The organism is Mesorhizobium monacense (genome assembly GCF_056781675.1).
Genome location: NZ_CM165567.1, coordinates 67,021 through 89,946, shown reverse-complemented (window position 1 = coordinate 89,946; position 22,926 = coordinate 67,021). Strand labels below are relative to the sequence as shown.

Here is a 22,926-nt window from a genome sequence, read left to right as displayed (position 1 = left end):
GGAGGTTTTGCCGTGAACGCCAGAGCCGGAATCACCCAGCGCTACATCGACGCCGATCCCTATCCATGGCCCTACAATGGCGATCTGAGCCCCGACAACACGGCGCTGATCATCATCGACATGCAGACCGATTTCTGCGGGCCGGGCGGCTATGTCGACCACATGGGCTACGACCTGTCGCTGGTCCGCGCCCCGATCGAGCCGATCAAGTCGGTTCTGTCGGCGATGCGCGCCAAAGGCTACACCATCATCCACACCCGCGAAGGCCACCGGCCCGACCTCGCCGACCTGCCGGCCAACAAGCGCTGGCGCTCGCGCCGCATCAATGCCGGCATCGGCGATCCCGGCCCCTGCGGGCGCATCCTGGTGCGCGGCGAGCCGGGCTGGGACATCATCCCCGACCTCTATCCGGCCGAGGGCGAGCCGATCATCGACAAGCCGGGCAAGGGCTCGTTCTGCGCCACCGACCTGGAGCTGATCCTCAACCAGCGCGGCATCGGCAACATCGTTCTGACCGGCATCACCACCGATGTCTGCGTCCACACCACCATGCGCGAGGCCAACGACCGCGGCTTCGAATGCGTGATGCTGGAGGATTGCTGCGGCGCCACCGACTACGGCAACCATCTGGCCGCCATCAAGATGATCAAGATGCAGGGCGGCGTGTTCGGCGCGGTGTCGAACGCGGCCGCACTCGTGGCCCAGCTGCCGTGAGGACACCGCGATGAGCGCAACCACCCACAAGAAGGCGGTCGGCGTCGAGGCCATCGGCATGACCATGCGCTTCGGCGCCTTCACGGCGCTCGACAATGTCTCGGTCAAGGTGCCGGCCGGCTCCTTCCACGCCCTGCTCGGCGAGAACGGCGCCGGCAAATCGACGCTGGTCAAATGCATGATGGGCTTTTACCACCCGACCTCCGGCGACATCCTCGTCGACGGCCGCGAAGCGACGATTGCCAGCCCCAGGGATGCCTCGGCACTCGGCCTCGGCATGGTCTACCAGCATTTTACGCTGGTGCCGTCGCTGACCGGCGCCGAGAACCTGGTCATCTCGCGTGAAGAGGTTCCCGGCGTCATCGACTGGCGCAAGGAGCGCACCGACCTCGCCGCCTTCATGGAGCGCATGCCGTTCAAGCTGCCGCTCGACGTCAAGGTGGCCGAGCTTGCCGCCGGCGAGAAGCAGAAGCTGGAGATCGTCAAGCAGCTCTATCTCGGCCGCTCCTTCCTGGTGCTGGACGAGCCGACCTCGGTGCTCACGCCCGGCGAGGCGCAGGAGGTGCTCGGCCTAGTGCGCGCCATGACCAAAGCGGGCAACCTCACCGTGCTGATGATCTCGCACAAATTCCATGAGGTGACGGCCTTCGCCGACGACGTCAGCGTGCTGCGCAAGGGCAGGCTGACCGGCACCGGCCGCGTCGCCGACCTCGACCACAAGCAGATGGCGGCGATGATGATCGGCGACCAGCCGATCGCCGCGCTCGACAGCCGCGCCGAACCGAAGCCCGACGCCGAGATCGTGCTCAAGGTGAAAGCATTGAAGGCGCCGGACCGCACCGGGCTGAAGTCGATCCGCATCGAGGATCTCGGCGTGCGCTCCGGCGAGATCGTCGGCATCGCCGGCATTTCCGGCAACGGCCAGAAGGAATTCCTCGAAGTGCTGGCCGGGCAGCGCCCGCGCGATGCCGGCGAAGTCATGGTGCGCGGCACCGCCTATGCGGCGACGCGCGCCGAGGCGCGCGCGCTCAATGTCCGCCTCATCCCGGAGGAGCCGCTGAAGAACGCCTGCGCGCCGAAGATGACGGTGGCCGAGAACATCTCCTTCCGCACCTTCGACATCGACGGCAACGGCAGGCCGGTGAACTGGATCAATGCCGGTGCCATCAGATCCTTCAGCGCCCGCCTGGTCGAACAGTTCAAGGTCAAGACCGCATCGCTGTCCTCGCCGATCGCCTCGCTGTCGGGCGGCAATGTGCAGCGCGCCGTGCTTGCCCGCGAACTCACTGGCGAGGTCGACCTTCTGATCGTCTCCAACCCCTGCTTCGGCCTCGATTTTTCCGCCGTGGCCGAGATCCGCGCCCGCATCATGAAGGCGCGCAATGCCGGTGCCGCCGTCCTTCTGATTTCGGAGGATCTCGACGAATTGCTCGAACTCTCCGACCGCATCCTCGTAATGTCCGACGGCGCGCTGGTCTACGAGACGCCGATCGCGCAGGCGAGCGTGCAGACGATCGGCGAGCACATGGCGGGACATCATTGATGGCTGAAATCGCAGCGCAGCCGTTTCCATTCGCCTTCAAGCCGAACACCCTGGCGCTGGTCGTCATCGACATGCAGCGCGATTTTGCTGAGCCCGGCGGCTTCGGCGCCAGCCTCGGCAACGACGTCAGCCGGGTGGCCGCGATCGTGCCGACGGTGAAGCGACTGATCGAGGGCTTTCGCGCCGCCGGCCTGCCGGTGATCCACACCATGGAGTGCCACAAGCCCGACCTTTCGGACCTGCCGCCGGCCAAGCGCGATCGCGGCAATCCTTCGATCCGCATCGGCGATGCCGGCCCAATGGGCCGCGTGCTGATCGCCGGCGAGCCGGGCACGGCGATCCTCGACGAACTTGCGCCGCTGCCCGGTGAAATCGTCATCGAAAAACCCGGCAAGGGCGCGTTCTATGCGACCAGCTTCGGTGACGACCTCAAGCGGCTCGGCGCGCAGCACCTCGTCTTTGCCGGGGTGACGACCGAAGTCTGCGTGCAGACGACAATGCGCGAGGCCAACGACCGCGGCTATGAGTGCCTGCTCGCCGAAGACGCGACGGAGAGCTATTTTCCCGAGTTCAAGGCGGCGGCGATCGCCATGATCAGGGCGCAAGGCGCCATCGTCGGCTGGACGGCGACGACCGACCAGGTGCTCGAGGGAATTGCCAATGCCTAATCTTGCCTTTGCCGGCCTGCTCGACGGCGGCTGGCGCGATCTGGCGTTCGAACATTTCCGCGACGGCATCACGGTGCATTGGCTGCTCAAGGGCGGACCGGTCGAGCCGTCTGTCGCGATTCTGAAATACCGGCCCGGCGCCGGCGTGCCGCGCCACCGCCATGTCGGGCTGGAGACCATTGTCGTGCTGGAAGGCACCCAGAGCGACGAGAACGGCGACTATCCCACCGGCAGCGTCGTCCTGAACCCGGTCGGCACCGAGCATTCGGTGTGGACGAAGGACGGCTGCGTCGTGCTGATCCAGTGGGACCTGCCGGTGATCATTCTGGGGGAGACGAAATGAGCGATATCCACTTCGACATCGGACGCCTCCACAGCACCTATCGGGCTGGCACCGGCGTCACGGAGGTGATCGACACTGTCTATGCCCGCATCGGGGTGGCTGATGATCCGGGCATCTTCATCCACCTAGCGCCCAAAGAAGATTTGCTTGCCGCAGCCGAAACACTCGGCCCGTTTGATCCCGTGGCAAAACCGCTCTGGGGCATTCCTTTCGCCGTCAAGGACAACATCGACGTCGCCGGCATGCCGACGACGGCGGCCTGCGCCGAATACACCTATTGGCCCGAAAAGGACGCCACCGTGGTTTCGCGGCTGAAGGCGGCCGGCGCGCTGGTCATCGGCAAGACCAATCTCGACCAGTTCGCCACCGGCCTCGTCGGCGTGCGCACGCCCTGGCCGATCCCGCGCAACGCCATCGACGAGGCGCTGGTGCCGGGCGGCTCTTCGTCCGGATCGGCCGTATCGACGGCGCGCGGCATCGCCTCCTTCGCGCTCGGCACCGACACCGCCGGCTCCGGCCGCATTCCGGCGGGCCTCAACAACATCGTCGGGCTGAAGCCGACCGTCGGCGCGCTTTCGGCCGCCGGCGTCGTGCCGGCCTGCCGCACGCTCGACTGCGTCTCGGTGTTCGCGCTGACCGTCGACGACGCCTATAGGGTGTTCTCCGTCGCTGCTGCGCGCGACGCTGCCGATCCCTATTCGCGCGACGTCGCCGTCCAGCCGCTCGCCATGCGCCCGCCCGTGCTGAGCGTCGGCATCCCGGCAAAAACCGACCTGAAGTTCTTCGGCGACGCGGCGATGCAGGCCGGCTTCGAGGCCGCGCTTGCCATGCTGTCGCGGCTCGGTTGCCGGCTGGTCGAAATCCCCTTCGGCGATTTCTACGCCACCGCCAACCTGCTCTACGAGGGCGCCTGGGTGGCCGAGCGCTATGCGGCCATCCGCGATTTCATGGAGACTAACGAAGCAGCCATGCATCCGGTGACGCGCAAAATCATCGGCGGTGCCAGGAACCTGTCGGCGGCGGACGCCTTCCGCGGGCTCTATGCCTTGCAGGCCTACAAGGCGAAGCTCGCCTCCGTCATCGCCTCGGTCGATCTGTTCTGCGTGCCGACCGCGCCGACGCACTACACCACTTCTGCCGTGCTCGCCGATCCGGTCGAGACAAACAGCCGCCTCGGCACCTACACCAACTTCGTCAATCTGCTCGACATGTGCGGCATCGCCGTGCCGACCGGCAGGCGTGATGACGGCCTGCCGATGAGCGTCACCTTGCTGGCGCCGGCCGGACGCGATGCGCTGACGGCGATGCTCGCCCGCGACCTGCATGCGGCGAGTGGCCTTCCGCTCGGCGCCACGGGCTGGCCGCAGCCCGGCTTGCAGCCTGCCGCCCAGCCGACCAACGACGGCATGATCGACCTGGTGGTGGTCGGCGCGCATCTGTCGGGCATGCCGCTCAACGGCCAGCTCAACCAACTCGGCGCGCAGTTCCTGCGCGCGACCAGGACCGCCGCCGCCTACAAACTCTATGCGCTGGCCGGCCAGTTGGTGCCCAAACCCGGCCTGATCCGCGTCGCCGATGGCGGCATGGCGATCGAGGTCGAAGTCTGGCGGCTTTGTGCCGACGCCTTCGGCCGCTTCGTCGCCGCCATCCCGCCGCCGCTCGGCATCGGCACGATCGAGCTCGACGATGGAACATTGGCGAAGGGATTCCTCGCCGAAACGGCGGGCCTGTCGGCGGCGACCGACATCTCGGCCTATGGCGGCTGGCGCAGCTTCGTCGCAAGTGCCCGCGAACCGCGACACCGCCTGGAAAGCGTTCCGTCCAGTTGAACGATCGGCACCGCGCCGTGGCCCGACGCCGTGACGAAGAGGGAAACGGGCACGGCCTTCGAGATTCCGTATGGAACGACGATGGTCCGCCTCATCCTGGGTCGCGCTGGCGCCCCGCGACCGCGCGCTTGCGGCGCTGCGGTTGAAGCGTCTATCATATGCCGCAAAATTGCTGGCCTCGGCTCTCATACCGCGTTCGGCTGACCCGGATTACGAGCGGCGTCTGCTGCGTAGATTTCAGAACGAATGAAGTAGCGCATCGCCAATGGCCGACAAGACACAATTCGGATTGACCGCCCTCGACACCGTCCCCCTGCATGAGAAAGTCTATCTGGAACTCGTGCGGGCGTTGATGTCGGGCCAGTTCGTGCCTGGCCAGAAGCTGACCTCGCGCAAGCTCGCCAAGGAGCTCGGCACCAGCGACATGCCGGTGCGCAGCGCCTTCATGCGGCTGCAGGCGCTGCGCGCGCTGAGCCCGATGCCGAACGGCAGCGTCGAGGTGCCGATCATCTCGGCCGAGCGGTTCTCCCAGCTGACCGCCGTACGAACGATCCTGGAAGGTTCGGCGACCGAGCTGGCGACACAGCTCATCAACGGCAACAATCTGCGAGCCATCCGGCGCCACTGCGCCGAGCTGACCATGGCGGCGCGCAAGGGGGATATCGACGACTATCTGCGCAAGAACTACGCCTTCAAGTTCTCCATCTACCGCCACTGCGGCAACGAGCAGATGATCTTCCTGATCGAGACGGTCTGGATGCAGGTCGGCCCGTTTCTCAGGAACCTCGGCATGGGGTTCGAGGACGACCTCGCCTCCATTCTCGACATCGACTACCACGAGGAGGCCGTGGCGGCGATCGAGGCCCAGGACGCGGAGCGCGCTCGCGCGGCCATCGTGCGCGACATCGACGAAGGCGCAGCGCATATCCTGCGGCAGGCCAGGTTTCCGGAAACGCGGAGCTAGAAAAGCCAGGGCCCGAAAGGTTCCCGCTGGCCGACCCTGCGCTTCTCTCAACCGGCAGCTCAAATGCAGCTTGGCTTTGCCCTGACTTCCCTCTATGTTGCGATCGCAAATCGCACAATTGGTTTTGAAATGCCGCCCGACATCCCGGCTAGTGAATTGAAAAAATGACGGAAATGCCGTCGGCAAAAGCCGAGGCGGCCTTCAGAAACTCACGAGCTATTTTTACCAGGGACATCGTGGCGCCAAGCTACGGCACCTTCAAAAACCAAGAGGTTTGAAATTGGGCGATGCAATTGCAGACGTTCTGAACTGGCTTGAAAGCAGAAACGACATCCAGAGCCTGAGGGCCGCGGCGTGCGATCTCAACGGCATCATGCGCGGCAAGCGCATTCCCGTCGAGCAGGCGCGCAAGGCGCTGGAGGGCAAGCTGCGCATGCCCTTTTCGCTGATCGGCCTCGACGTCTGGGGCGAGGACATCGAAGGCAACGCACTGGTTTTCTCGACCGGCGATGCCGATGGCCTGTGCCAGTGGACTGGACGCGGCATCCTGCCCGTCAACTGGACCGCGCATCCGACAGCGCTTGTCCCGCTCTGGCTTGCCGACGAGAACGGCGCGCCCTATCTGGGCGACCCGCGGCGGGCGCTGGCCCGGATCCTCGACCGCTACAAGGCGCTCGGCCTGACACCGGTGGCTGCCACCGAACTCGAATTCTATCTGGTCGACCCGCAGTCGCAGCGCCCTGTGGGGCCTGTCTCGCCGGTGACCGGGCGCCGTCTCGATTCCGATGCGGCACTGTCGATTGACGAGATCGACGATTTCGAAGCCTTCATCCACGACGTCTACGATGCCTGCCGCATGCAGGGCATTCCCGTCGACACGGCGATTGCCGAGAACGGCGTCGGCCAGTTCGAGATCAATCTGAACCATGTCTCCGATGCGCTGCGCGCCGCCGACGATGCGGTGCTGTTCAAGCGCACTGTCAAGGGCATCGCCCGCAAGCATGGCTTTGCCGCCTGCTTCATGGCCAAGCCCTATGGCGACCGTGCCGGCAACGGCTTTCATGTCCATTTCAGCCTGGTCGACACCGATGGCCGCAACGTCTTCGACGACGGCAGCGACCAGGGGTCCGAGATCATGCGCCATGCCGTCGGCGGTCTGCTCTCGGCCATGGCCGAGAGCACGCTGGTGTTTGCGCCGCACTTCAATTCCTACCGCAGGCTGCGTCCGCGCTCCTACGCTCCGACCGCGGTCGCCTGGGGCTACGAGAACCGCATGGTGGCGATCCGCATTCCCGGTGGGCCGTCGGCGGCGCGCCGCATCGAGCATCGCGTTTCGGGTGCCGACGCCAATCCCTATCTGGTGCTGGCCGCGATCCTTGGCGCGGCGCTGATCGGCATCGAAAGAGAACTGTCGCCCGGCGACCCGACCCGTGGCGAAGGGCAAGGCGGCCAGCCGGCCAGGCTGCCGCCGGACTGGGCCTCCGCCATCGCCAGTTTCGAAAGCGGGCCGCATGTGGCGGAGATCTTCCCGGCGATCCTGCGCGACTCCTTCATTGCCTGCAAACGCCAGGAACTGAATACCTTCGCACTCAACGTCAGCGACTTCGAACTCGAGACCTATCTCGAAAGCGTCTGATCAACATCAGCGCCCTAGCAAGACCTTGGCCGGGCGCCAGTCCTGTCAGCGCGCCGCCCAGGCCAGGCCGCGGCGAAGAATGGTCCGCATTTGCGGTACCGCGAATTCCGCGGCCGCGTGCCCGAGCGACGAATAGAACACCTTGCCCTTGCCGTGCCGGCGCTTCCACACCACCGGCATGACGACGCCGTCGATCCAGGGCGCATGGTCGCCGGAGAAGGTGGTGGTCGCCAGCACCTCGTTCGCCGGATCGACATGCATGTAGTACTGCTCCGAGCGGTAGTAAAAATCATCGATGCCGCTCATGATCGGATCGTCGTGCCGGACGACGTTCACCCGGTAGTCGATGATGTTACCGGGGTGCGCGACCCACTGGCCGCCGCACATGAACTGGTAGTCCGTCGATTCACGGAATGCGTCGCCCATGCCGCCATGGTAGCCACCGACGCCGACGCCGCCCTCCACCGCCTTCGTCAGGTTGCGCTCCTCGTCCTTGCTGAGCTTGGACATGGTGTAGATCGGCACGATCAGGCTCAGATCGGCGATCGCCGGGTCGGCGAATACAGCGGTCGTGGTCTCGACGCGCACGCCAAAGCCTTCCTCCTCGAGTAGCGCCTTGACAGCACCCGCCCCCTGTTCCGGCTCGTGCCCCTCCCATCCGCCCCATACGATCAGCGCTTGCCGCATAGTCATCTCCGTCAATGGTTTTACCGAGGTATCAACCAGGGTCGCCAAACATAAGTCGCCGGGTCATGATTCGGGCGACAGCCCGCCGCCCGGACAAGCTGTCTCTCCTCGAGCGATTTTCCAAACACAAAAAAGCCCGGCGCCAGGAGGCTGCCCGTGCGTGATGCTTGCATCGCGAGCAACGTTGCGGAAGTTGCACGCTCAGACTGGGCCGGAAAGCCGGGTATCTCTTCGATCCACAATCGATGGATGGATCGACCGTGTCGCAAAGCCGCTTGGACGTCAGATCGAGATGTAAGACCGATCAAATCCGGCTGTTTCGATAAGGCCTGCATGGTCATGCAACTCGACCACGCCATTGCGGAATGAAGCCAGGCCGGCCTCTCGCAAGGCCTTCATGACGCGGCTCACATGCACAGCGGAGAGACCCAACGCGTCGGCCAATTCGGCCTGGGTCAACGGGCAAACAAAACGGTCCGGATAACTCGTTGCCGACCGATGTGCGCGGCAGGCCAGTTCGAGCAGAAGATGGGCCGTGCGCTCAATGGCTCCCCTCCGACTGACTCCTGCCAGATGTTCCACAACCCGGGAATATCGACTTGTCTCAGCCTGCAGCACAGCCTCGCAAAAGGGCTGCGGATAGCGCGAAAAACAAGTACGGACAGGACCGGCCAACTCAATCGCGGTTACGTCCGACAGGGCCGTTACCGTCTCGCTGACTTCGCCGGCGAATTCGATCAAGGCAATTTCGTGAGGAAGCGCAAAATCGACGATCAGGCGTGAGCCGTCCGGCAGCGTCTTGGCAAATGCCGCCCACCCGGAAGTTATGATCAGAATAGCCGATCTGGCCTGATACTCGCGCGCGATCGTTGTGTTGGCCGTATAGGAACGGCGCACGGCTCCCGCCAACTCAGACACACCCCTCTCCCAACTTGCTTCAGCAAGTGTAGGTCTCGGCCCGAATCCAAGAACCTGCTTTGATAAGCTCATCTCGCCCCGAAATAACCCAGCCACAGGTCAACCTGAAGCTGCAAATCTAAATCAAATACTCCGAAAGTGCCATCAATGATTTCATCCAGGTGGCGGCGCAGTCTACCACCTTTGGCTAGGGTCCTACCACCCTGTGATGTTGGAGCGGGCAGGCGCGGCCAAAATTGGCCTGGGAGGACTACCGCGGGTCTCGGAAAAACATCGCCGCGCGGTGCCGGCATTCGAGCAGGCGGGCGCAGCCGCGCCGGCCTGCAAAAGGCTTGCTCAGCCTAAGGCGCTGTACTTCATTCTATCAGCAAGGGTGCCTGCTGGTCGCCTGTGGCAAACCAACGAACAGATGGTCCCGCCATCGAACGGACTTGTCCTTCGGGCGTCACTCAACCATCACGACGACCTTTGCGGTCGCCTCGACTGGCCCGAACCATCGCCGGCGGGATGGTTCAGCTCGAGCACAGCTTTCTTTTGAGATCCTCTGGAAGCGGAATTGCGGCCTGCTATTCGAGAAGATACTGGAACTGCAGAGCCTGGCAATAGATCGGGGGCTCGCAGTTCTTGCGAAGATGCACCGGAGAGTAACTGACTCTCTCTTCCAGGACTTTCCGCTGCGCCGGCCGAAACGATCTGTTCCTTTGTTGCGGCTGTTGGTTTCCGGCGCAGGAAAGGCCGTGAATTCGAGGGACGTTTCGCGTTGAAAGTTTGTCGTCTTTCCTCGGCAGTCTCCAGGTCACCGACTGCCGATATTACCGACGCCAGCCTGTCTTCGATCTGCGACAACCGCCTTCGGGTGAAAAGCAGGGCAACCAAAACCAAAAAAGTATTCGCGAGAACGACAAGGACTGCTCCTGCAGGGCCTTCGAAGCTGTACAAAATCAATCCGACAGCCCCGACAAACACGACAAGGGCACCGTAGCTCAGCATCCGGCCCTCCTTCAGAAGAAGCGCCAACGGCAAGCTTGCCAGCAGCACCAGAATGGCTCCTGATCTATTCGCCACCCAGTCCACAAACGCCAAACCGAATTCGCCGTACGTGTCCATATCAACCCCAGGATCGCCGAGATAAATGAGGGTATCCGCCGCATTCGCGTCGTCGGAGGGTGCACGCTCGCCGTCGCCCCCTTGATGGCGCCAGTGCTGTTGTAGACCTCCCGGATGAACAGGGAAAGGTGCCTGCCGACGCCCTGAAGACCTCTGGAAGGCTATCGGGTAGACCAGATCGACCTTTAGCCGAGTTACTACTCATTAATGGTAATGGCGAGGGTGTCCGCGAAGCTGATATGGTTTCGATTGACCGGTTGCGTGATCGGTCAACGGGCGGAAGAGAGCGATTTGGACATGCCAGATGGCGGGGCGAAACCTTACCGTTTCATGCGCGTGAGCGCACTTAGCAGCTAGCTGCCCGAAGGATCTTGAAGTGCGAGCCATTCAGCCGGCGCTGAAGGGGTAGGAGTTCTGTTGTTCGTCGCAAGGATTCGGAAATGCCTAGCCCGACTGACAATCCGATCATGACCCGGCAATTGATGCCGCTCGACGTCAGGGAGATTCTCGATTTCCTTGTCCGGCGCTGGAGGCTTGTCTGTGCAATTGCAGCGATCACCTTTGCCATATTCCTGGTTGCTGCTTACGAGATCCCACCATCGTACACGGCAGCTGCGGAAGTCTTGCTCGACGCGCCGAACGATTATGTGACTCCGCAGGATTACTCCAAATCCGACTTTTCGGACAATTCAACATTCATCGAAAGCCAGATTGCGGTCCTGAGGTCCACTTCGCTTCTGCAGAAGGTAATCGATGGCGAAAAGCTGACGGAAGATCCCAACATCGGGCCAGCGGCGTTGGATTGGCTCAAGGGCGCGCTGGGAGTCTCGCGGGTCGGGCTGGCGGACGTCATCGAGCTTTCCGTGACCTCCTACGATCCGGACAAATCGGCATCCCTCGCCAACGCAATTGCCCAGGCCTATGTCGTTGACCGGGTAAAGTCCCGTTACGAGGGCGCCAAGAAAGCGTCCACATGGCTCAGTGAGCGGGCCGCGTATCTGCGGGAAGAACTCAGCCGGTCGGAACAAGCCGTCCAGAAATTCCGGATCGATCATAATTTATTGTCGACACAATCGGGCAGCCTGACCGACCAGCAGCTGTCTGAATTGAATGTCGCCCTGATCAATGCGCGCGCGGAACTGTCGGAGAAAAGAACAAAATATCAGCTGGTTGACAAACTGCTGAGTGGTGGCGGCGATATCCAGACCATACCCGATGTATTGCAGTCCGTTGTCGTCAGCGCCCTTCGAGCTCAGCAATCCGTGGTGGCGCGGCGGGAAACCGACCTTCTGCTGAAGTATGGCGAACGGCATCCGGACGTCGTGGCCGCTCAGGCGGAGCGCCGGGACATCGAGGGACAGATTTCCGCCGAGGTTCAGCGCCTGATCGGCAATCTGAAGAATGAAGTCGACGCCGCCGAGGCCCGCGAAGCTTCCCTCTCGCGAGCCCTGGCGTCGGTATCTGACAAGTCCGAAGTCGAAGGCCAGGTTGGCGTCCAGTTGCGCGATCTGCAGAGGATTGCCGACGCGAACAAGGAACTCTTTGGGACGTTCCTGTCCCGCGCCAAGCTCGCCGAGGAAAAATCCACCCTCCTCAACAGCGGCGTGCGCGTGATCACGGATGCCGAGGTTCCGGATTCGCCAAGCTTCCCGAACAGGCCGCTTTTTGCGGCTCTGGGTCTGGTGCTCGGTTTCTTCTTTGGTGGCGCCGGCGCCGTTCTTCGTGAACTTTTCGCCTCCGGCTTCATGGCGAAGAAACAGATAGAGGAAGAACTGGCCGTTCCAGTTCTTGCGTCCATGCCGAGAATGTTGGGCTGGTCGGGAGACGCCAATTCCCAATCCCAACCCGTGGCCTATCTCGAGCGCCGGCCGCTGTCCAGATACAGCGAAGCCGTGCGACGGCTTCGCCTGGGCGTGGAGGCTACGCCGGGGTTGGGGCATTCGCCGCGTCTCACGCTGCTGACATCGGCGATGCCCGGGGAAGGAAAGACAACTCTGGTTTTAAGTCTGGCCTGCTCCGCAGTCGCCGACGGCGACCGGGTCCTGGTGATCGATGCAGACTTGCGACTTTCGGCAGCCACGGCCTTCTTTGGCATGGGGGATAAGGTCGGATTGGTTGACCTTCTGACTTTGCCGATGAAGGCCACAAACGCAATTCATAGGGACGAACGTTCGGGAATTTGCGTGCTGCCTGCCGGCGCCAGGACGCGGAACCCGCCTGCCCTTCTCGCTTCGGCGCGCATGCGCTCGCTGCTCGATGAGCTTCGCGGAAAATTCGATACGGTGATAATCGACGCGCCGCCCGTGGGCCCTGCTGCCGATGCCTCGATCCTGGCGCCGCACGTCGACAAGGTCGTCTTTGTCGTGAAGTGGCGTGACACCTCGCGCGAGGCCGCTGCCGAGGGAATCCGAAGTCTTGGCGGCCGTTCCAAGATCGCCGGCATTGCCCTGACAATGGTGGACGAACCAAAGCTGCCAAGATACGGCCGCTACACGTCGCTCGAAAGCAGTGTCTCGGACAGTTACTACCTCAATTAAGAGAAGAAGAAGAATTCACAATGCTGCAATCCGACTTACACTACGATCCGCTCCCGGAACCGACAAGAGACAGCCGCGACGGCAAGGCTGCGCGTTGGTGCGTGGTCCAGACACATCAGCATTCCGAGAGCCTGGCCGAGCGGCACCTGCTGTCGCAGAACTTCCGAACCTACCTGCCCAAGCGGAAGCGAACTGTTCGGCACGCTCGTAGCGTGAAGACCGTTTGCAGTGCGTACTTTGACTGCTACCTTTTTGTCTCCCTGGCTGTCGATCAGCAAAGTTGGTACCCGATCAACTCTACCGTTGGCGTTCGCAAGCTCGTCATGAGTCATGGCATGCCGACACCTGCGCCATACGGCGTCGTTGAGTCCCTGATATCGGCGACCGACGGCGACGGCATCTTGCATCCGGATGTACTGTTGCGACCGGGGCAAAGAATTCGGATCACCGACGGACCGTTTTCGGACCAGCTCGGCGTCCTTGATTACGTTGGAAGAGCCGGAGCCGTTAGAATTCTTCTTGATATCATGAACCGTTCAATTCCAATTACCATTGATAGAGACAATATATCGATCGTCTCTCAAAATTGAGCATATTTTTTCTAGTTGGTTTTTCGCAGTGTGATGCCGAAACCATCCGGCGAGGGAGTGATGAGTTGGTGCACGATTCACCCTCTGTGCGGTAGCTTGCAATACGAGATCCAAGCCTTGAAACCTTCACGCAAGTCCAAACCAGGAAGCTGCCACCCCGCAGGCCCCGGAGAGCTTCGGGATGGCCTGCAGCCGCAACAATATCGTCGCTGGTCACCGGAGGCCAAGGCAAGGATGCTGGCGGAAGCGTTGGCGCCGGACGCGCATGTTCCAGCACCTGCCAGGACGCCCGGCGCGGGGTCGTGGCAAGACTTCGCCTGGCGGCGGAAAGCCGTCGCGGGCAGCGAAGCCGATGCAGGGCCATCTCAAACTGACGGAAATGCTCATTCTCGCCCCTTCGAAACGGTACCGGCACTGCCGATTGCCGCCGAACTGTTTCGAGCGCTGAATGCGGCCGGCCTGAAATACGGGATCGTTCAGGATCTCGCATCCGTGCAGGACGCACTTGCTGGCCGGGATGATCTGGATGTCCTTTTGGACAAGCACGACTACCCGGTCTTCTGCTCGATCGTCAGTCAGATGCAGGGTCGCCGCGGCGTGAGCCTGTCCTGCTACGACAATGTCTGCGCCGGTCGGGAGGACTGGTTCATACCCGACTTTTCGCGTGGCCGGTATCTGCATCTCGACATGCACATCGGTGTCCGGGTCGGCCGGGAGTTTCGTAAGCGCTATCTGGCGTTCGACCATGCAGCGATCGCACGATGGGCATCGGTTTGCGTGGAAGACGTATCGGTCCCCGTCGTCTCGCCCGAAGACGAGGTCCGAATAGCGATTGCCCGTTTCGCCTTCCGGGCTTGGGCCTTCCCGTGGAGCCGGTGGATCACCCTGCCCGATCGTTGGACGGACCAACTCGCACGCCTGCCATCTCTGCCCGGCGAGCCATCTCTGTCCGGGGAGCCATCTTTGTCCGGAGAGCAAAGCTTGCATGTCGTGGAATACACCTTTGGCGGCGGAAGAACGGCGATCTGCAGGTTCCGGAAAAGCGGCGGCGGTTTGGTCGCTGACTATGGCGATCTCACCAGGCTGCGCCGTTCGATCCGGGAAATGTCCGGTTTCACGGGACGCTATGCAATCGCCGATGCTGCGGTCCATCTCGTGCGCAAGACCTCATATCTTGCCCTGAGGTTGCTTCAGCGCCTGATGCCCGGCCGCCTTCCACCCAAGAGACGGCCTGTGGCTGGTGGGCTTGTGGTGGCGGTCATCGGTCCTGATGGGGTGGGCAAGAGCACTCAGGTCGATCGGCTGACCCAGACATTTCGATGGAAATTCGGCTGTGCGCAGGCCTATGTCGGAACCGGCGATGGCCGCGGATGGTGGCTTCGCAAGCGGCTGCAGAGCCTGATTTTGCCCCATAGACGCAGCCTGAAGTCTCTGGTCCAGCAGGATGGCAACGATTCCATCCACCGAAATTGGATCAAGGGAGGCGTTGTCGCGACCGGGTTGGCATTGTGGGCGGTCATGATTGCGTTTGAGCGATACGCAGTTGTGAAGCGTGCGCATCGATGGGCAACACGCGGCATGATCGTCGTTAGTGACAGGTGGCCGCAGACGCTGCGCAGAGGATATCTGGACGGGCCAACCATCCCGGAGCACCTGTTCGCCATCCCAGGCTTGTCAGCTCTCGCCCGGCTCGAGCAGAAACTCTATCAAAAGATGGAAGAATGCCGGCCGCACCTGACTTTGCACCTCGTTTCCGATTTTGCCGTCTCCGAGCAGCGGAAGCCGGGAGAAATCAGGAAAGAAGCGTTCGAGGCGCGGCTGTCGCTGATGGCGGAATTGCGGGCCCGGGACACGCAAATCCGGACCGTTGACGCTGGCGCCAGCCTAGAGACGGTCAACCGGGAACTGTTCAGGCATATCTGGCTGTCTCTGTAAGAGACAGAGCGGGCGGCTCAACCGCCGACATTCACCACCATGACGACAGACGCAAGCGGGCAGCCTTGCCACGACCGTCCTCAGGGCCGGGCGATCCCGGCCATGCGCGGGACAGACGCCGAGAGAAGCCCCCAACGTCCTGACCCGCTGCGCCGATCTCCTGCCTGAATGCACCGTCCGCCGGATTTCATGTCCCCTGAGGTACAAGCAAATGAAGATTATTCATGTGCTCACCCGACTGCTTCGGGCAGGTTCCGAAGAGAACACTTTGGCCTGTTGTCTCGCCCAGGCGCGGCACGGCCACGAGGTGCTGCTGGTTCACGGCGAGGAATACGACGCGAGTTTGCGGGCGTCGGTAGCCGGAGCCCTTCGGGTGGTGACCCTGGAACCGCTCCTGAACCCGATTTCACCATCCCGCGACATTTCTGCATTCAGGCAACTCACGCGCCTCATGCGCGATTGGCGGCCTGACATCGTGCACACGCATCAAAGCAAGGCCGGCATCGTCGGCCGCCTTGCCGCAAGGGAAGCCAATATCCCAGGCATCATACATGGCGTGCACATTCTGCCTTTCGTGCATGTGGGCAAGGCGCAGCGGCTGATGTTCCTGGCCGCCGAACGTCTGGCAGCAAACTTCACGCGCGCTTTCATCGATGTCAGCCAGGCGATGCGTGACATTTGCATCGCCAATCATTTGGGTAGCCCCGATCAGCACCATGTCGTCCACTCCGGCTTCGACCTGGCGCGCTTCGCGAACGCGCAATGGCCGCAAGAACCGCATCTGCTGCTGGGGACGGCCGTCGGTGAGCCAAAACCGCCCGTGGTCCTGGTGCTGGCCGCACTGGAACCGAGAAAACGCCACGTCGAGTTCATTGAAGCATTCGGCCAGGTGGTCGATCGAATTCCGAACGTGCGGCTGCTGCTGGCCGGCGAGGGACCGGCGCGATCCGCAGTCGAATCGGCGATCCAACGATCCCCGTTCGCAAACAGGGTTCGCATGATCGGCCATCACCGCGAGCCCGAACGGCTGATCAGCCTGGCCGACGTGTGCGTGCTGACGTCGATGCGAGAAGGATTGCCGCGCGTCATGATGCAATACCTGGCGGGCGGTCGGGCCAGCGTGGTCTCGCATTTGCCCGGTGTGGAAGAGGTCGTGAAGCATGGCGTGAACGGCATCGTGACGCCTGCGGAGGACGTGGGCGCCGCGGCGGCGGCGGTCGCCGATCTTCTCGAGAACGAACACAATCGTGCTCGGCTGGCTGATGGCGCGAAGCTCACCGACCTTTCATCCTGGGGGCTGGAGTCCATGTGCGAAAGGGTCGAGCTGATCTATCAGTCGGTGCTGGAGTCGGCCCTTTCACCCGCCAGGCCGAACGATATCCGAATTGGCGAGAGCCTCGCCAAGCAGACCTTGGGGTTGCACGGACTCTGATGGACCCCACCCCGACGGAGCGTGTCCAAGGCTTGCTCTTCGAACCGAACATTTCCCTGCCGTCGCGCTCCGGCCGACGAACTGATCCTGACGGCAGGCATACAAGTGGAGTACGAACGATGCGTTTGCGTGCTGACCAACAATTTCCATCCAGGCCATTCCGAGCGAAGGATTGTAGCCGATGGTTGTTTGCCGGATTCGAACCTGCGGTCAGCTACATGCTGGCAATCATTGGTGGCCTCGCCATGGCCTTCATCCTGCTCGCCGCGAATGCGTCCCGCGCGGATGGATATACGTTCGACAGCGGTGACATCCTGCGCGTTTCGGTGATCGGCGAGGCATCCTATCCGCTCGACGTCGTGGTCGATGATCGGGGCTCCATATCGCTTCCCTTGTTGGGTGACATCCAGGCGCGCGGCCTCACCACCGTTGCCCTCTCGCAGGCCATTCAGCGCGCATTTCAGCAGCAGAAGCTCATCCTCGAGCCCTTCGTGAAAGTGGAGATCGGCCAGTACCGGCCATTCTTCATTTCCGGAACGGTGGCCCATCCCGGATCGTACCCGTTTCAACCGGGAATAACGGTTCGCCATGCGCTCGCCATAGCAGGCGGCTTCCGGGCCACCACCGTGGGAAACATGGAACCGGCCCTGCAAATCGCAGATCTACGCAGCACGCGTGCGAATCTGGGGCTCGAAGAATATCGCCTCAAGGTTCGGCTCGCCCGGCTCCAGGCGGAAAGTCGACAGGACAAGTCTTTCGTTGCTCCGCCGGATCCGCCGGTCGAGTTTGCCGGACATTTGATTGCCGACATCGTCGCCTCCGAACAAGCCCAGTTGGACGCGCGGCTTGCCGCGTATCGGGACGACGTTTCCTACCTTGAGGCCTCGTTGGATCGGGCGAGGAAGGAAGCGAAAATGATTGCCACCTCGCGAAATGAGCGGGAGAAGACCGCCAACCTTCAACTCGAGGAACTGAAGTCTGCCCGGTCGCTGCGGGAAAAAGGCCTGATAACGAATTCGAATGTCATGACGGCCGAGAGAGCCCACACCAGCTATCGCGCCGAACTTGCGCAGACCGAGCTTCAGCAGGAGCAGGTGCGGCAGGCGATCCTGAACTCGGAAAGCGAGCTGCGAAAAAAGCATCAAAGCTATGAAATGGACTTGATCGCGCAGACCCAGGACACGCAGGTCGAGCTTGGAAAAACTCAAAGCCAAATAAGGTACGTCGCCGACAAGCTTCTCTTTATCTTTAGCTACGGCGAACAGCGGACCTTCGACGATTTGCAAGGCTCCGTGAAGATTTCGATCTTCCGGCGCGAGCAGAAAATCTCCCACGACCTCGTCGCCGACGAGAATACCGAAGTAAGAGCAGGCGACGTCATCGAGGTCTCCATCGTGGCCAACAAGGGTTTCTACGCTCCGGACAATTCGACCACCGGACAATAGCGGCGCCAAATCTCAGGTACTTTGATCGTGGTCTTCGGTGCAGCACTGACAGTCTTGGGGAGCTATCTCCGCCGGGCGATTGTCCCCGTTGAACCGGCACAGAGGCCGCTCGGCCTTCTCCGGGCACCGGCGCGCCGAAAGACGCTACGTCGCGCGCCGCGTCGTCGGCGTCCCACCGTGCGGTCTCGCATTCCCGGTGTAATCCTCCTCCTCGCTCTTACGCTCGCGGGAATTGGGTTTCTGCCGCGCCTTGTCGATTTCGGGGGACTGACATCGCCGACACAGCCCTGGGCTGATCGCCTGCCTGACTGGCTCCGCTTTGCCGATGGGAGTTCACTGGACGCTCTCCCTGCCTGGCTGATGGCCGCAGTTCTGGGACTGCTGGTGGCGGCTGTCTACAAGGCAAGGCAGAAGCGCAGGGGCGCCCTGCCGATCGTGTTGGCGAACACAGGCGCTCAATCCTCTGCCGGGGGCATCCAGCCGGCGCCCGGTTCGGAACTTGCCTGCGCGCTGCGCTCCTGCAAGGGAGCACTCGCGGGCGTCGCGGTATTCAGTGGCGTGAGCAACATCCTCATGCTGACCGGTGCGATATTCATGCTGCAAGTCTATGACCGGGTGCTGCCGAGCCGCAGCATTCCGACCCTGGTAGGGATGGCGATACTGGCAGGCGCCCTGTTTATCGGGCAGGCGGTCATCGACCTCGTGCGCGGCCGCATCATGACCAGGATCGGCGCCGAAGTGGACGAAGCTGTCGGAGGACGCGTGTTCACCGCCGTGTCCAGGCTGCCCTTGTTCCTTGGCCCGCAGGGCGACGGGCTGCAGCCGCAGCGCGATCTCGACAGCATCCGCACATTTCTGTCGAGCCCCGGGCCCAGCGCGCTGTTCGAGTTGCCGTGGCTGCCCTTTTATCTGGCAATCATCTGGAGCTTCCATCCGATCCTCGGGATCACCGCCACTTGCGGCGCGATCGTGCTGGTGACCCTGACGGCCGCAACCGAGATCTTTACGCGCAAACCGATGGGCGCCGCGGTTCTGACCGGCGTGCGGCGCAACAGCTACGCCGAGGCCAGTCGCCGCAACGCCGAGGTGCTTGCGGCAATGGGCATGGGCAAGCGCCTGCATGACCATTGGCGGGAAGCGAGCCGGGAATATCTGGCACAGCAGCAGCGTGTCAGCGACATCGTCGGCGGCTTCGGCAGCTTCGCCCGCGCCTTGCGGCTGATGCTCCAGTCGGCAATGCTGGGTGTGGGCGCCTGGCTGGTCATCGAGGGCGAGGCAACGGCCGGGATCATCATCGCCGGCTCCATCCTTGCGGGCCGTGCGCTTGCCCCTGTCGATCTTGCCATCGCCCATTGGCGGAACTTCGTCGGCGCGCGCCAGAGCTGGCGCCGGCTGAGCAATCTGCTCGCCCGCCTGCCCCTGGATGCCCAGCCGATGGCGCTTCCGGTGCCCAGTTCCAACCTGACGGTCGACCGCATCGCGATCGGCGCGCCGGGCACGCAACGGATTATCGTGCAAAGCGTCGAATTCCGTCTGGATGCCGGCTCGGTGCTCGGCATCATCGGCCCAAGCGGTTCCGGCAAATCGAGCCTCGTTCGCGGGCTGGTCGGCGCATGGCGACCGCTGGCTGGTCGTATCAAGCTGGATGGCGCGGCACTCGATCAGTGGTCGCCGGAGCGACTTGGCCGCTGCATAGGCTATCTGCCGCAGGACGTCGAACTGTTCGCGGGAACGGTTGGTGCCAACATCGCACGTTTCGATCCTGGACCGGACGCGGAAGCCATCGTCGCCGCTGCGCGTGCCGCCGGCGTCCATGACCTGATCGTCGGTCTTCCCAATGGTTACGAGACACAGATCGGAGAAGGCGGAGCCGCGCTTTCAGCCGGGCAGCGTCAGCGTATCGCCCTGGCGCGCGCGCTCTACGGCGACCCCTTTCTTGTCGTCCTCGACGAGCCGAATTCCAACCTCGACATGGAAGGCGAAAGGGCACTTGCCGAGGCCATCCTCAGAATCAAGGCGCGCCGCGGCATCGTGGCCATCGTTGCGCATCGGCCGAACATTCTCGCCACAGTGGATTTCATGCTCATGATGAAAGAGGGGCAGATGCACATGTTCGGCACGAGAGAGGGCGTTCTGTCCAAATTCTTTCCGATGCCACAGGTCAATGGCGAGGGCCTGCAGCCGGTTTCAAGCTCGCCGCAACTGCCGAATTGAAAACGTCCGGATAAGGGAAACGGCCAATGAGGGCAGCCATCTTGAGCAGATCGCTTTCCAACCGGCGATCCATTCACCGCAATCTGCTGGGCGGGACGACCGTCGTTGCGCTGCTCGTCGGAGTGATGGGAGTCTGGGCCGGGACAGTCGACATTTCGGGCGCGATCATTTCGCGCGGCGCGGTGATCGTCGACGGCAGCGAAAAGAAGGTGCAGCACCCGACAGGCGGTGTTGTCGGCAAGATCTTCGTGCGCGATGGCGACCATGTCCGGGCCGGCGATATTCTGGTGCAGCTTAGCGACACCATTCCGCGTGCCAGCCTGGCCTATGTGACAAAGAACCTGGACGAACTTTATGCGCGAAAGTCCCGGCTCGAGGCGGAACGTGACGGCAGTGAACGGATGACGCTCGCTCCGATCCTTGTCTCACGAATGAACGACCCTGAGATTGTGGCCACGGTGGCCAGCGAACAAAGACTGTTCGAACTTCGCCGGGTCGAGCTGTCCGGCAATAAGGCACGCCTGCGCGAACGCATCGAGCAGCTTCGCGAGCAGATCGAAGGTTATTCGGCTCAGGTGTCGGCAAAGGCCAAGGAGATCGTGCTGATCAGCGACGAACTCGTCGACATCCGCAGCCTTGTGGAAATGAAGCTCATCCTCAAATCGAAGCTGACCGAATATGAGCGCGAGGCGACACGCATCGAGGGCGAGCGGGCGCAGCTTGTGTCGAGCATGGCGCAGGCAAGGGGGGCCATCGCCGAAGTCGAGCTTCAGATCCTGCAACTGGACAAGCAGTTCTCCAGCGAAACCGGAAGCGAACTGCGCGAAGTGGAGGCCAAGATCGCCGAATTCGAGGAACGCAAGGTCACCGCGGAGGACCAGCTGTCACGCATCGATATTCGCGCTCCCGCCAGAGGCACTGTCCATCAATCGACAATCCACACCGTGGGCGGCGTGATCGGCGCGGGGGAGCCGATCATGCTGATCGTACCCGACACCGACGCTCTCACGGTCGAGGTGAAGGCCGCCCCGCAGGACATCGACCAGATCTTGATCGGCCAGCGCGCGCATCTCCGCTTCACCGCCTTTAATGTGCGCACAACCCCCGAAACGGAAGGTGTGGTGTCCATGATCGCGGCCGATGTAACGCGCGACCAACACACCAATGAAACCTACTACGCGGTACGCATCACGCCCGACCCGAAGGACATTAGGAAGCTCGGCCCTGTCTCGCTCATTCCCGGCATGCCGGTGGAAGCGTTCATTAGAACCGGCGACCGCAAGGTGATCTCCTACCTGATGAAGCCTTTGACGGACCAGATGACGCGTGCGTTCAGGGACCAGTAGCCGCGCCCGGCGCGGCTAGAGCAATTCCAGGAAAAGTGGGCAGCGGTTTTCCATCCGAAATTGCGTGAAAACAAAGAGTTAGGGCGGATCGAGCAATCCTGGTTCACTTGCATTGAATGGATGACTTGTCATGACGGCAACAGAGTTGAAACCTCCGATTTTTCTGATCGGCAACTATCGGTCGGGCACCACCATTGCGCAGAAGCTGATCGGACTGCATCCCGACATTGTCACCTGGTATGAACCAAGGACATTATGGCTCTATGCCGATCCGGCACGGCGTCATGACGAATTCGTCAAAACTGACGCCACAAAAAAGGTCGTCCGTTACATTCGCGATCGATTCCTCGAGTACCAGTCGCGACACGGCGGCCGGCAGGTCATGGAAAATACGCCTTCCAATGTCCTGCGCGTGCCGCTTGTCCACGAGGTTTTTCCAGAAGCCATATTTCTATATATTACGAGAAATCCATTCTCATGCATAAGCTCGATGGAGCTTAAGTGGCAGAAACCAAAGACCTTAAAAGGCCTGCGAAGGACGCTTGCGGTCACTCCGGTGACACAGCTTCATTACTACGCAAAAGATTTCATAAAGCAGATCATCGCCAAGAAGCTATTGAGGAGAAAATACACGCCGATCTATGGGCCCCGCTACAAGGGAATCGATCGGGATTTGCAGGAACAGGAAAAGTTGACGGTGATCGCGCGCCAATGGGCGCGAGGCAACCGAAAGGCCCGGGAGGATCTCGCCAGGCTGGGGAACGGCCGCGTGTTGTCGTTTCGCTATGAGGATCTGATGCAGGATCCCGAGCCGGTGTTGCGGCGCATCTATCAGCATTGCGGGCTGGACTGCACAGACGAGATCATTCGCACGGCCAAGGAGATGATCGATCCCGGCCGTCAGCAGAAGTGGCTCCGCCTCGACCGCAAGGAACTGGCAGCGATCATACCGGAGATTCGGGACGAAATGCAGTTCTACCGCTACGAGATTCCCCAACCCCTTCAGTAAGGATGGCGC

18 protein-coding genes are annotated in these 22,926 nt (G+C 62.1%); 15 read left to right on the top strand and 3 right to left on the bottom strand.

Translation table 11 applies throughout. The features are described 5' to 3' along the window. The first annotated feature begins 12 nt into the window (after nt 1–12). The 7 genes from biuH to AC1RUK_RS00310 all read left to right on the top strand — a co-directional run bounded on the left by biuH (nt 13) and on the right by AC1RUK_RS00310 (nt 7,697). A complete protein-coding gene (biuH, locus tag AC1RUK_RS00340; RefSeq protein WP_481837239.1) occupies nt 13–714 on the top strand; it encodes a biuret amidohydrolase in 702 nt (233 codons plus the stop codon). Between the two features lie 10 nt (nt 715–724). Beyond that, the gene (locus AC1RUK_RS00335; protein ID WP_481837240.1) at nt 725–2,257 is read left to right on the top strand and encodes an ABC transporter ATP-binding protein; all 1,533 of its coding nucleotides are present in this window, start codon (nt 725–727) and stop codon (nt 2,255–2,257) included. Then, nucleotides 2,257–2,925 (top strand): cysteine hydrolase family protein, encoded by a 669-nt coding sequence (locus AC1RUK_RS00330; RefSeq protein WP_481837241.1) that lies wholly within the window; start codon nt 2,257–2,259, stop codon nt 2,923–2,925. Before AC1RUK_RS00335 ends, AC1RUK_RS00330 begins: the two co-directional genes overlap by 1 nt. Beyond that, nucleotides 2,918–3,268, top strand: a complete 351-nt coding sequence (locus tag AC1RUK_RS00325; RefSeq protein WP_481837242.1) for a cupin domain-containing protein — start codon at nt 2,918–2,920, stop codon at nt 3,266–3,268. The genes AC1RUK_RS00330 and AC1RUK_RS00325 overlap by 8 nt, the downstream gene beginning before the upstream one ends. Further along, a complete protein-coding gene (gene atzF / locus AC1RUK_RS00320; protein WP_481837243.1) occupies nt 3,265–5,097 on the top strand; it encodes an allophanate hydrolase in 1,833 nt (610 codons plus the stop codon). The genes AC1RUK_RS00325 and atzF overlap by 4 nt, the downstream gene beginning before the upstream one ends. A gap of 265 nt (nt 5,098–5,362) precedes the next feature. Next, nucleotides 5,363–6,061, top strand: coding sequence for a GntR family transcriptional regulator (locus tag AC1RUK_RS00315; RefSeq protein ID WP_436173646.1), 699 nt, complete (start codon nt 5,363–5,365; stop codon nt 6,059–6,061). A gap of 280 nt (nt 6,062–6,341) precedes the next feature. Beyond that, nucleotides 6,342–7,697, top strand: coding sequence for a glutamine synthetase family protein (locus AC1RUK_RS00310; protein ID WP_481837244.1), 1,356 nt, complete (start codon nt 6,342–6,344; stop codon nt 7,695–7,697). 45 nt (nt 7,698–7,742) lie between these two features. On the opposite strand, the gene AC1RUK_RS00305 is transcribed toward AC1RUK_RS00310, so the two are convergent. The 3 genes from AC1RUK_RS00305 to AC1RUK_RS00295 form a co-directional block, all read right to left on the bottom strand. Continuing rightward, complete coding sequence (locus AC1RUK_RS00305) at nt 7,743–8,384, bottom strand: ThuA domain-containing protein (RefSeq protein WP_481837245.1); 642 nt, start codon at nt 8,382–8,384, stop codon at nt 7,743–7,745. 282 nt (nt 8,385–8,666) lie between these two features. Beyond that, on the bottom strand, nt 8,667–9,302 hold the full coding sequence (locus AC1RUK_RS00300; RefSeq protein ID WP_481837246.1) for a Crp/Fnr family transcriptional regulator: 636 nt from the start codon (nt 9,300–9,302) through the stop codon (nt 8,667–8,669). Between the two features lie 456 nt (nt 9,303–9,758). Next, entirely contained in the window at nt 9,759–10,409 is a 651-nt protein-coding gene (locus AC1RUK_RS00295; RefSeq protein WP_481837247.1) for a hypothetical protein, read from the bottom strand. 440 nt (nt 10,410–10,849) lie between these two features. Between AC1RUK_RS00295 and AC1RUK_RS00290 the strand changes: the two genes are divergently transcribed. The 8 genes from AC1RUK_RS00290 to AC1RUK_RS00255 all read left to right on the top strand — a co-directional run bounded on the left by AC1RUK_RS00290 (nt 10,850) and on the right by AC1RUK_RS00255 (nt 22,917). Next, nucleotides 10,850–12,946, top strand: coding sequence for a GumC family protein (locus AC1RUK_RS00290; RefSeq protein WP_481837248.1), 2,097 nt, complete (start codon nt 10,850–10,852; stop codon nt 12,944–12,946). A gap of 20 nt (nt 12,947–12,966) precedes the next feature. Beyond that, on the top strand, nt 12,967–13,536 hold the full coding sequence (nusG, locus tag AC1RUK_RS00285) for a transcription termination/antitermination protein NusG (RefSeq protein ID WP_481837249.1): 570 nt from the start codon (nt 12,967–12,969) through the stop codon (nt 13,534–13,536). Nucleotides 13,537–13,770: 234 nt separating this feature from the next. Then, nucleotides 13,771–15,471 (top strand): hypothetical protein, encoded by a 1,701-nt coding sequence (locus AC1RUK_RS00280; protein ID WP_481837250.1) that lies wholly within the window; start codon nt 13,771–13,773, stop codon nt 15,469–15,471. A gap of 211 nt (nt 15,472–15,682) precedes the next feature. Further along, the gene (locus AC1RUK_RS00275; RefSeq protein WP_481837251.1) at nt 15,683–16,903 is read left to right on the top strand and encodes a glycosyltransferase; all 1,221 of its coding nucleotides are present in this window, start codon (nt 15,683–15,685) and stop codon (nt 16,901–16,903) included. A 218-nt stretch (nt 16,904–17,121) separates the two neighbouring features. Next, nucleotides 17,122–18,348, top strand: a complete 1,227-nt coding sequence (locus AC1RUK_RS00270; protein WP_481837252.1) for a polysaccharide biosynthesis/export family protein — start codon at nt 17,122–17,124, stop codon at nt 18,346–18,348. A gap of 438 nt (nt 18,349–18,786) precedes the next feature. Then, the gene (locus AC1RUK_RS00265) at nt 18,787–20,562 is read left to right on the top strand and encodes a type I secretion system permease/ATPase (RefSeq protein WP_481839615.1); all 1,776 of its coding nucleotides are present in this window, start codon (nt 18,787–18,789) and stop codon (nt 20,560–20,562) included. A gap of 26 nt (nt 20,563–20,588) precedes the next feature. After that, the gene (locus AC1RUK_RS00260; protein ID WP_481837253.1) at nt 20,589–21,908 is read left to right on the top strand and encodes an HlyD family type I secretion periplasmic adaptor subunit; all 1,320 of its coding nucleotides are present in this window, start codon (nt 20,589–20,591) and stop codon (nt 21,906–21,908) included. 130 nt (nt 21,909–22,038) lie between these two features. Then, nucleotides 22,039–22,917, top strand: coding sequence for a sulfotransferase family protein (locus AC1RUK_RS00255; protein WP_436173657.1), 879 nt, complete (start codon nt 22,039–22,041; stop codon nt 22,915–22,917). Nucleotides 22,918–22,926: the final 9 nt, after the last annotated feature.

What these genes read in the sequence shown, in the direction of transcription:
- AC1RUK_RS00295 (WP_481837247.1), bottom strand. Translation starts at nt 10,409, where the DNA reads ATGGACACGTACGGCGAATTCGGTTTGGCGTTTGTGGACTGGGTGGCG.
- nusG (WP_481837249.1), top strand. Translation starts at nt 12,967, where the DNA reads ATGCTGCAATCCGACTTACACTACGATCCGCTCCCGGAACCGACAAGA.
- AC1RUK_RS00280 (WP_481837250.1), top strand. Translation starts at nt 13,771, where the DNA reads ATGCTGGCGGAAGCGTTGGCGCCGGACGCGCATGTTCCAGCACCTGCC.
- AC1RUK_RS00275 (WP_481837251.1), top strand. Translation starts at nt 15,683, where the DNA reads ATGAAGATTATTCATGTGCTCACCCGACTGCTTCGGGCAGGTTCCGAA.
- AC1RUK_RS00260 (WP_481837253.1), top strand. Translation starts at nt 20,589, where the DNA reads ATGAGGGCAGCCATCTTGAGCAGATCGCTTTCCAACCGGCGATCCATT.
- AC1RUK_RS00325 (WP_481837242.1), top strand. Translation starts at nt 2,918, where the DNA reads ATGCCTAATCTTGCCTTTGCCGGCCTGCTCGACGGCGGCTGGCGCGAT.
- AC1RUK_RS00335 (WP_481837240.1), top strand. Translation starts at nt 725, where the DNA reads ATGAGCGCAACCACCCACAAGAAGGCGGTCGGCGTCGAGGCCATCGGC.
- AC1RUK_RS00305 (WP_481837245.1), bottom strand. Translation starts at nt 8,384, where the DNA reads ATGCGGCAAGCGCTGATCGTATGGGGCGGATGGGAGGGGCACGAGCCG.
- AC1RUK_RS00290 (WP_481837248.1), top strand. Translation starts at nt 10,850, where the DNA reads ATGCCTAGCCCGACTGACAATCCGATCATGACCCGGCAATTGATGCCG.
- AC1RUK_RS00270 (WP_481837252.1), top strand. Translation starts at nt 17,122, where the DNA reads ATGCTGGCAATCATTGGTGGCCTCGCCATGGCCTTCATCCTGCTCGCC.
- AC1RUK_RS00255 (WP_436173657.1), top strand. Translation starts at nt 22,039, where the DNA reads ATGACGGCAACAGAGTTGAAACCTCCGATTTTTCTGATCGGCAACTAT.
- AC1RUK_RS00315 (WP_436173646.1), top strand. Translation starts at nt 5,363, where the DNA reads ATGGCCGACAAGACACAATTCGGATTGACCGCCCTCGACACCGTCCCC.
- atzF (WP_481837243.1), top strand. Translation starts at nt 3,265, where the DNA reads ATGAGCGATATCCACTTCGACATCGGACGCCTCCACAGCACCTATCGG.
- AC1RUK_RS00330 (WP_481837241.1), top strand. Translation starts at nt 2,257, where the DNA reads ATGGCTGAAATCGCAGCGCAGCCGTTTCCATTCGCCTTCAAGCCGAAC.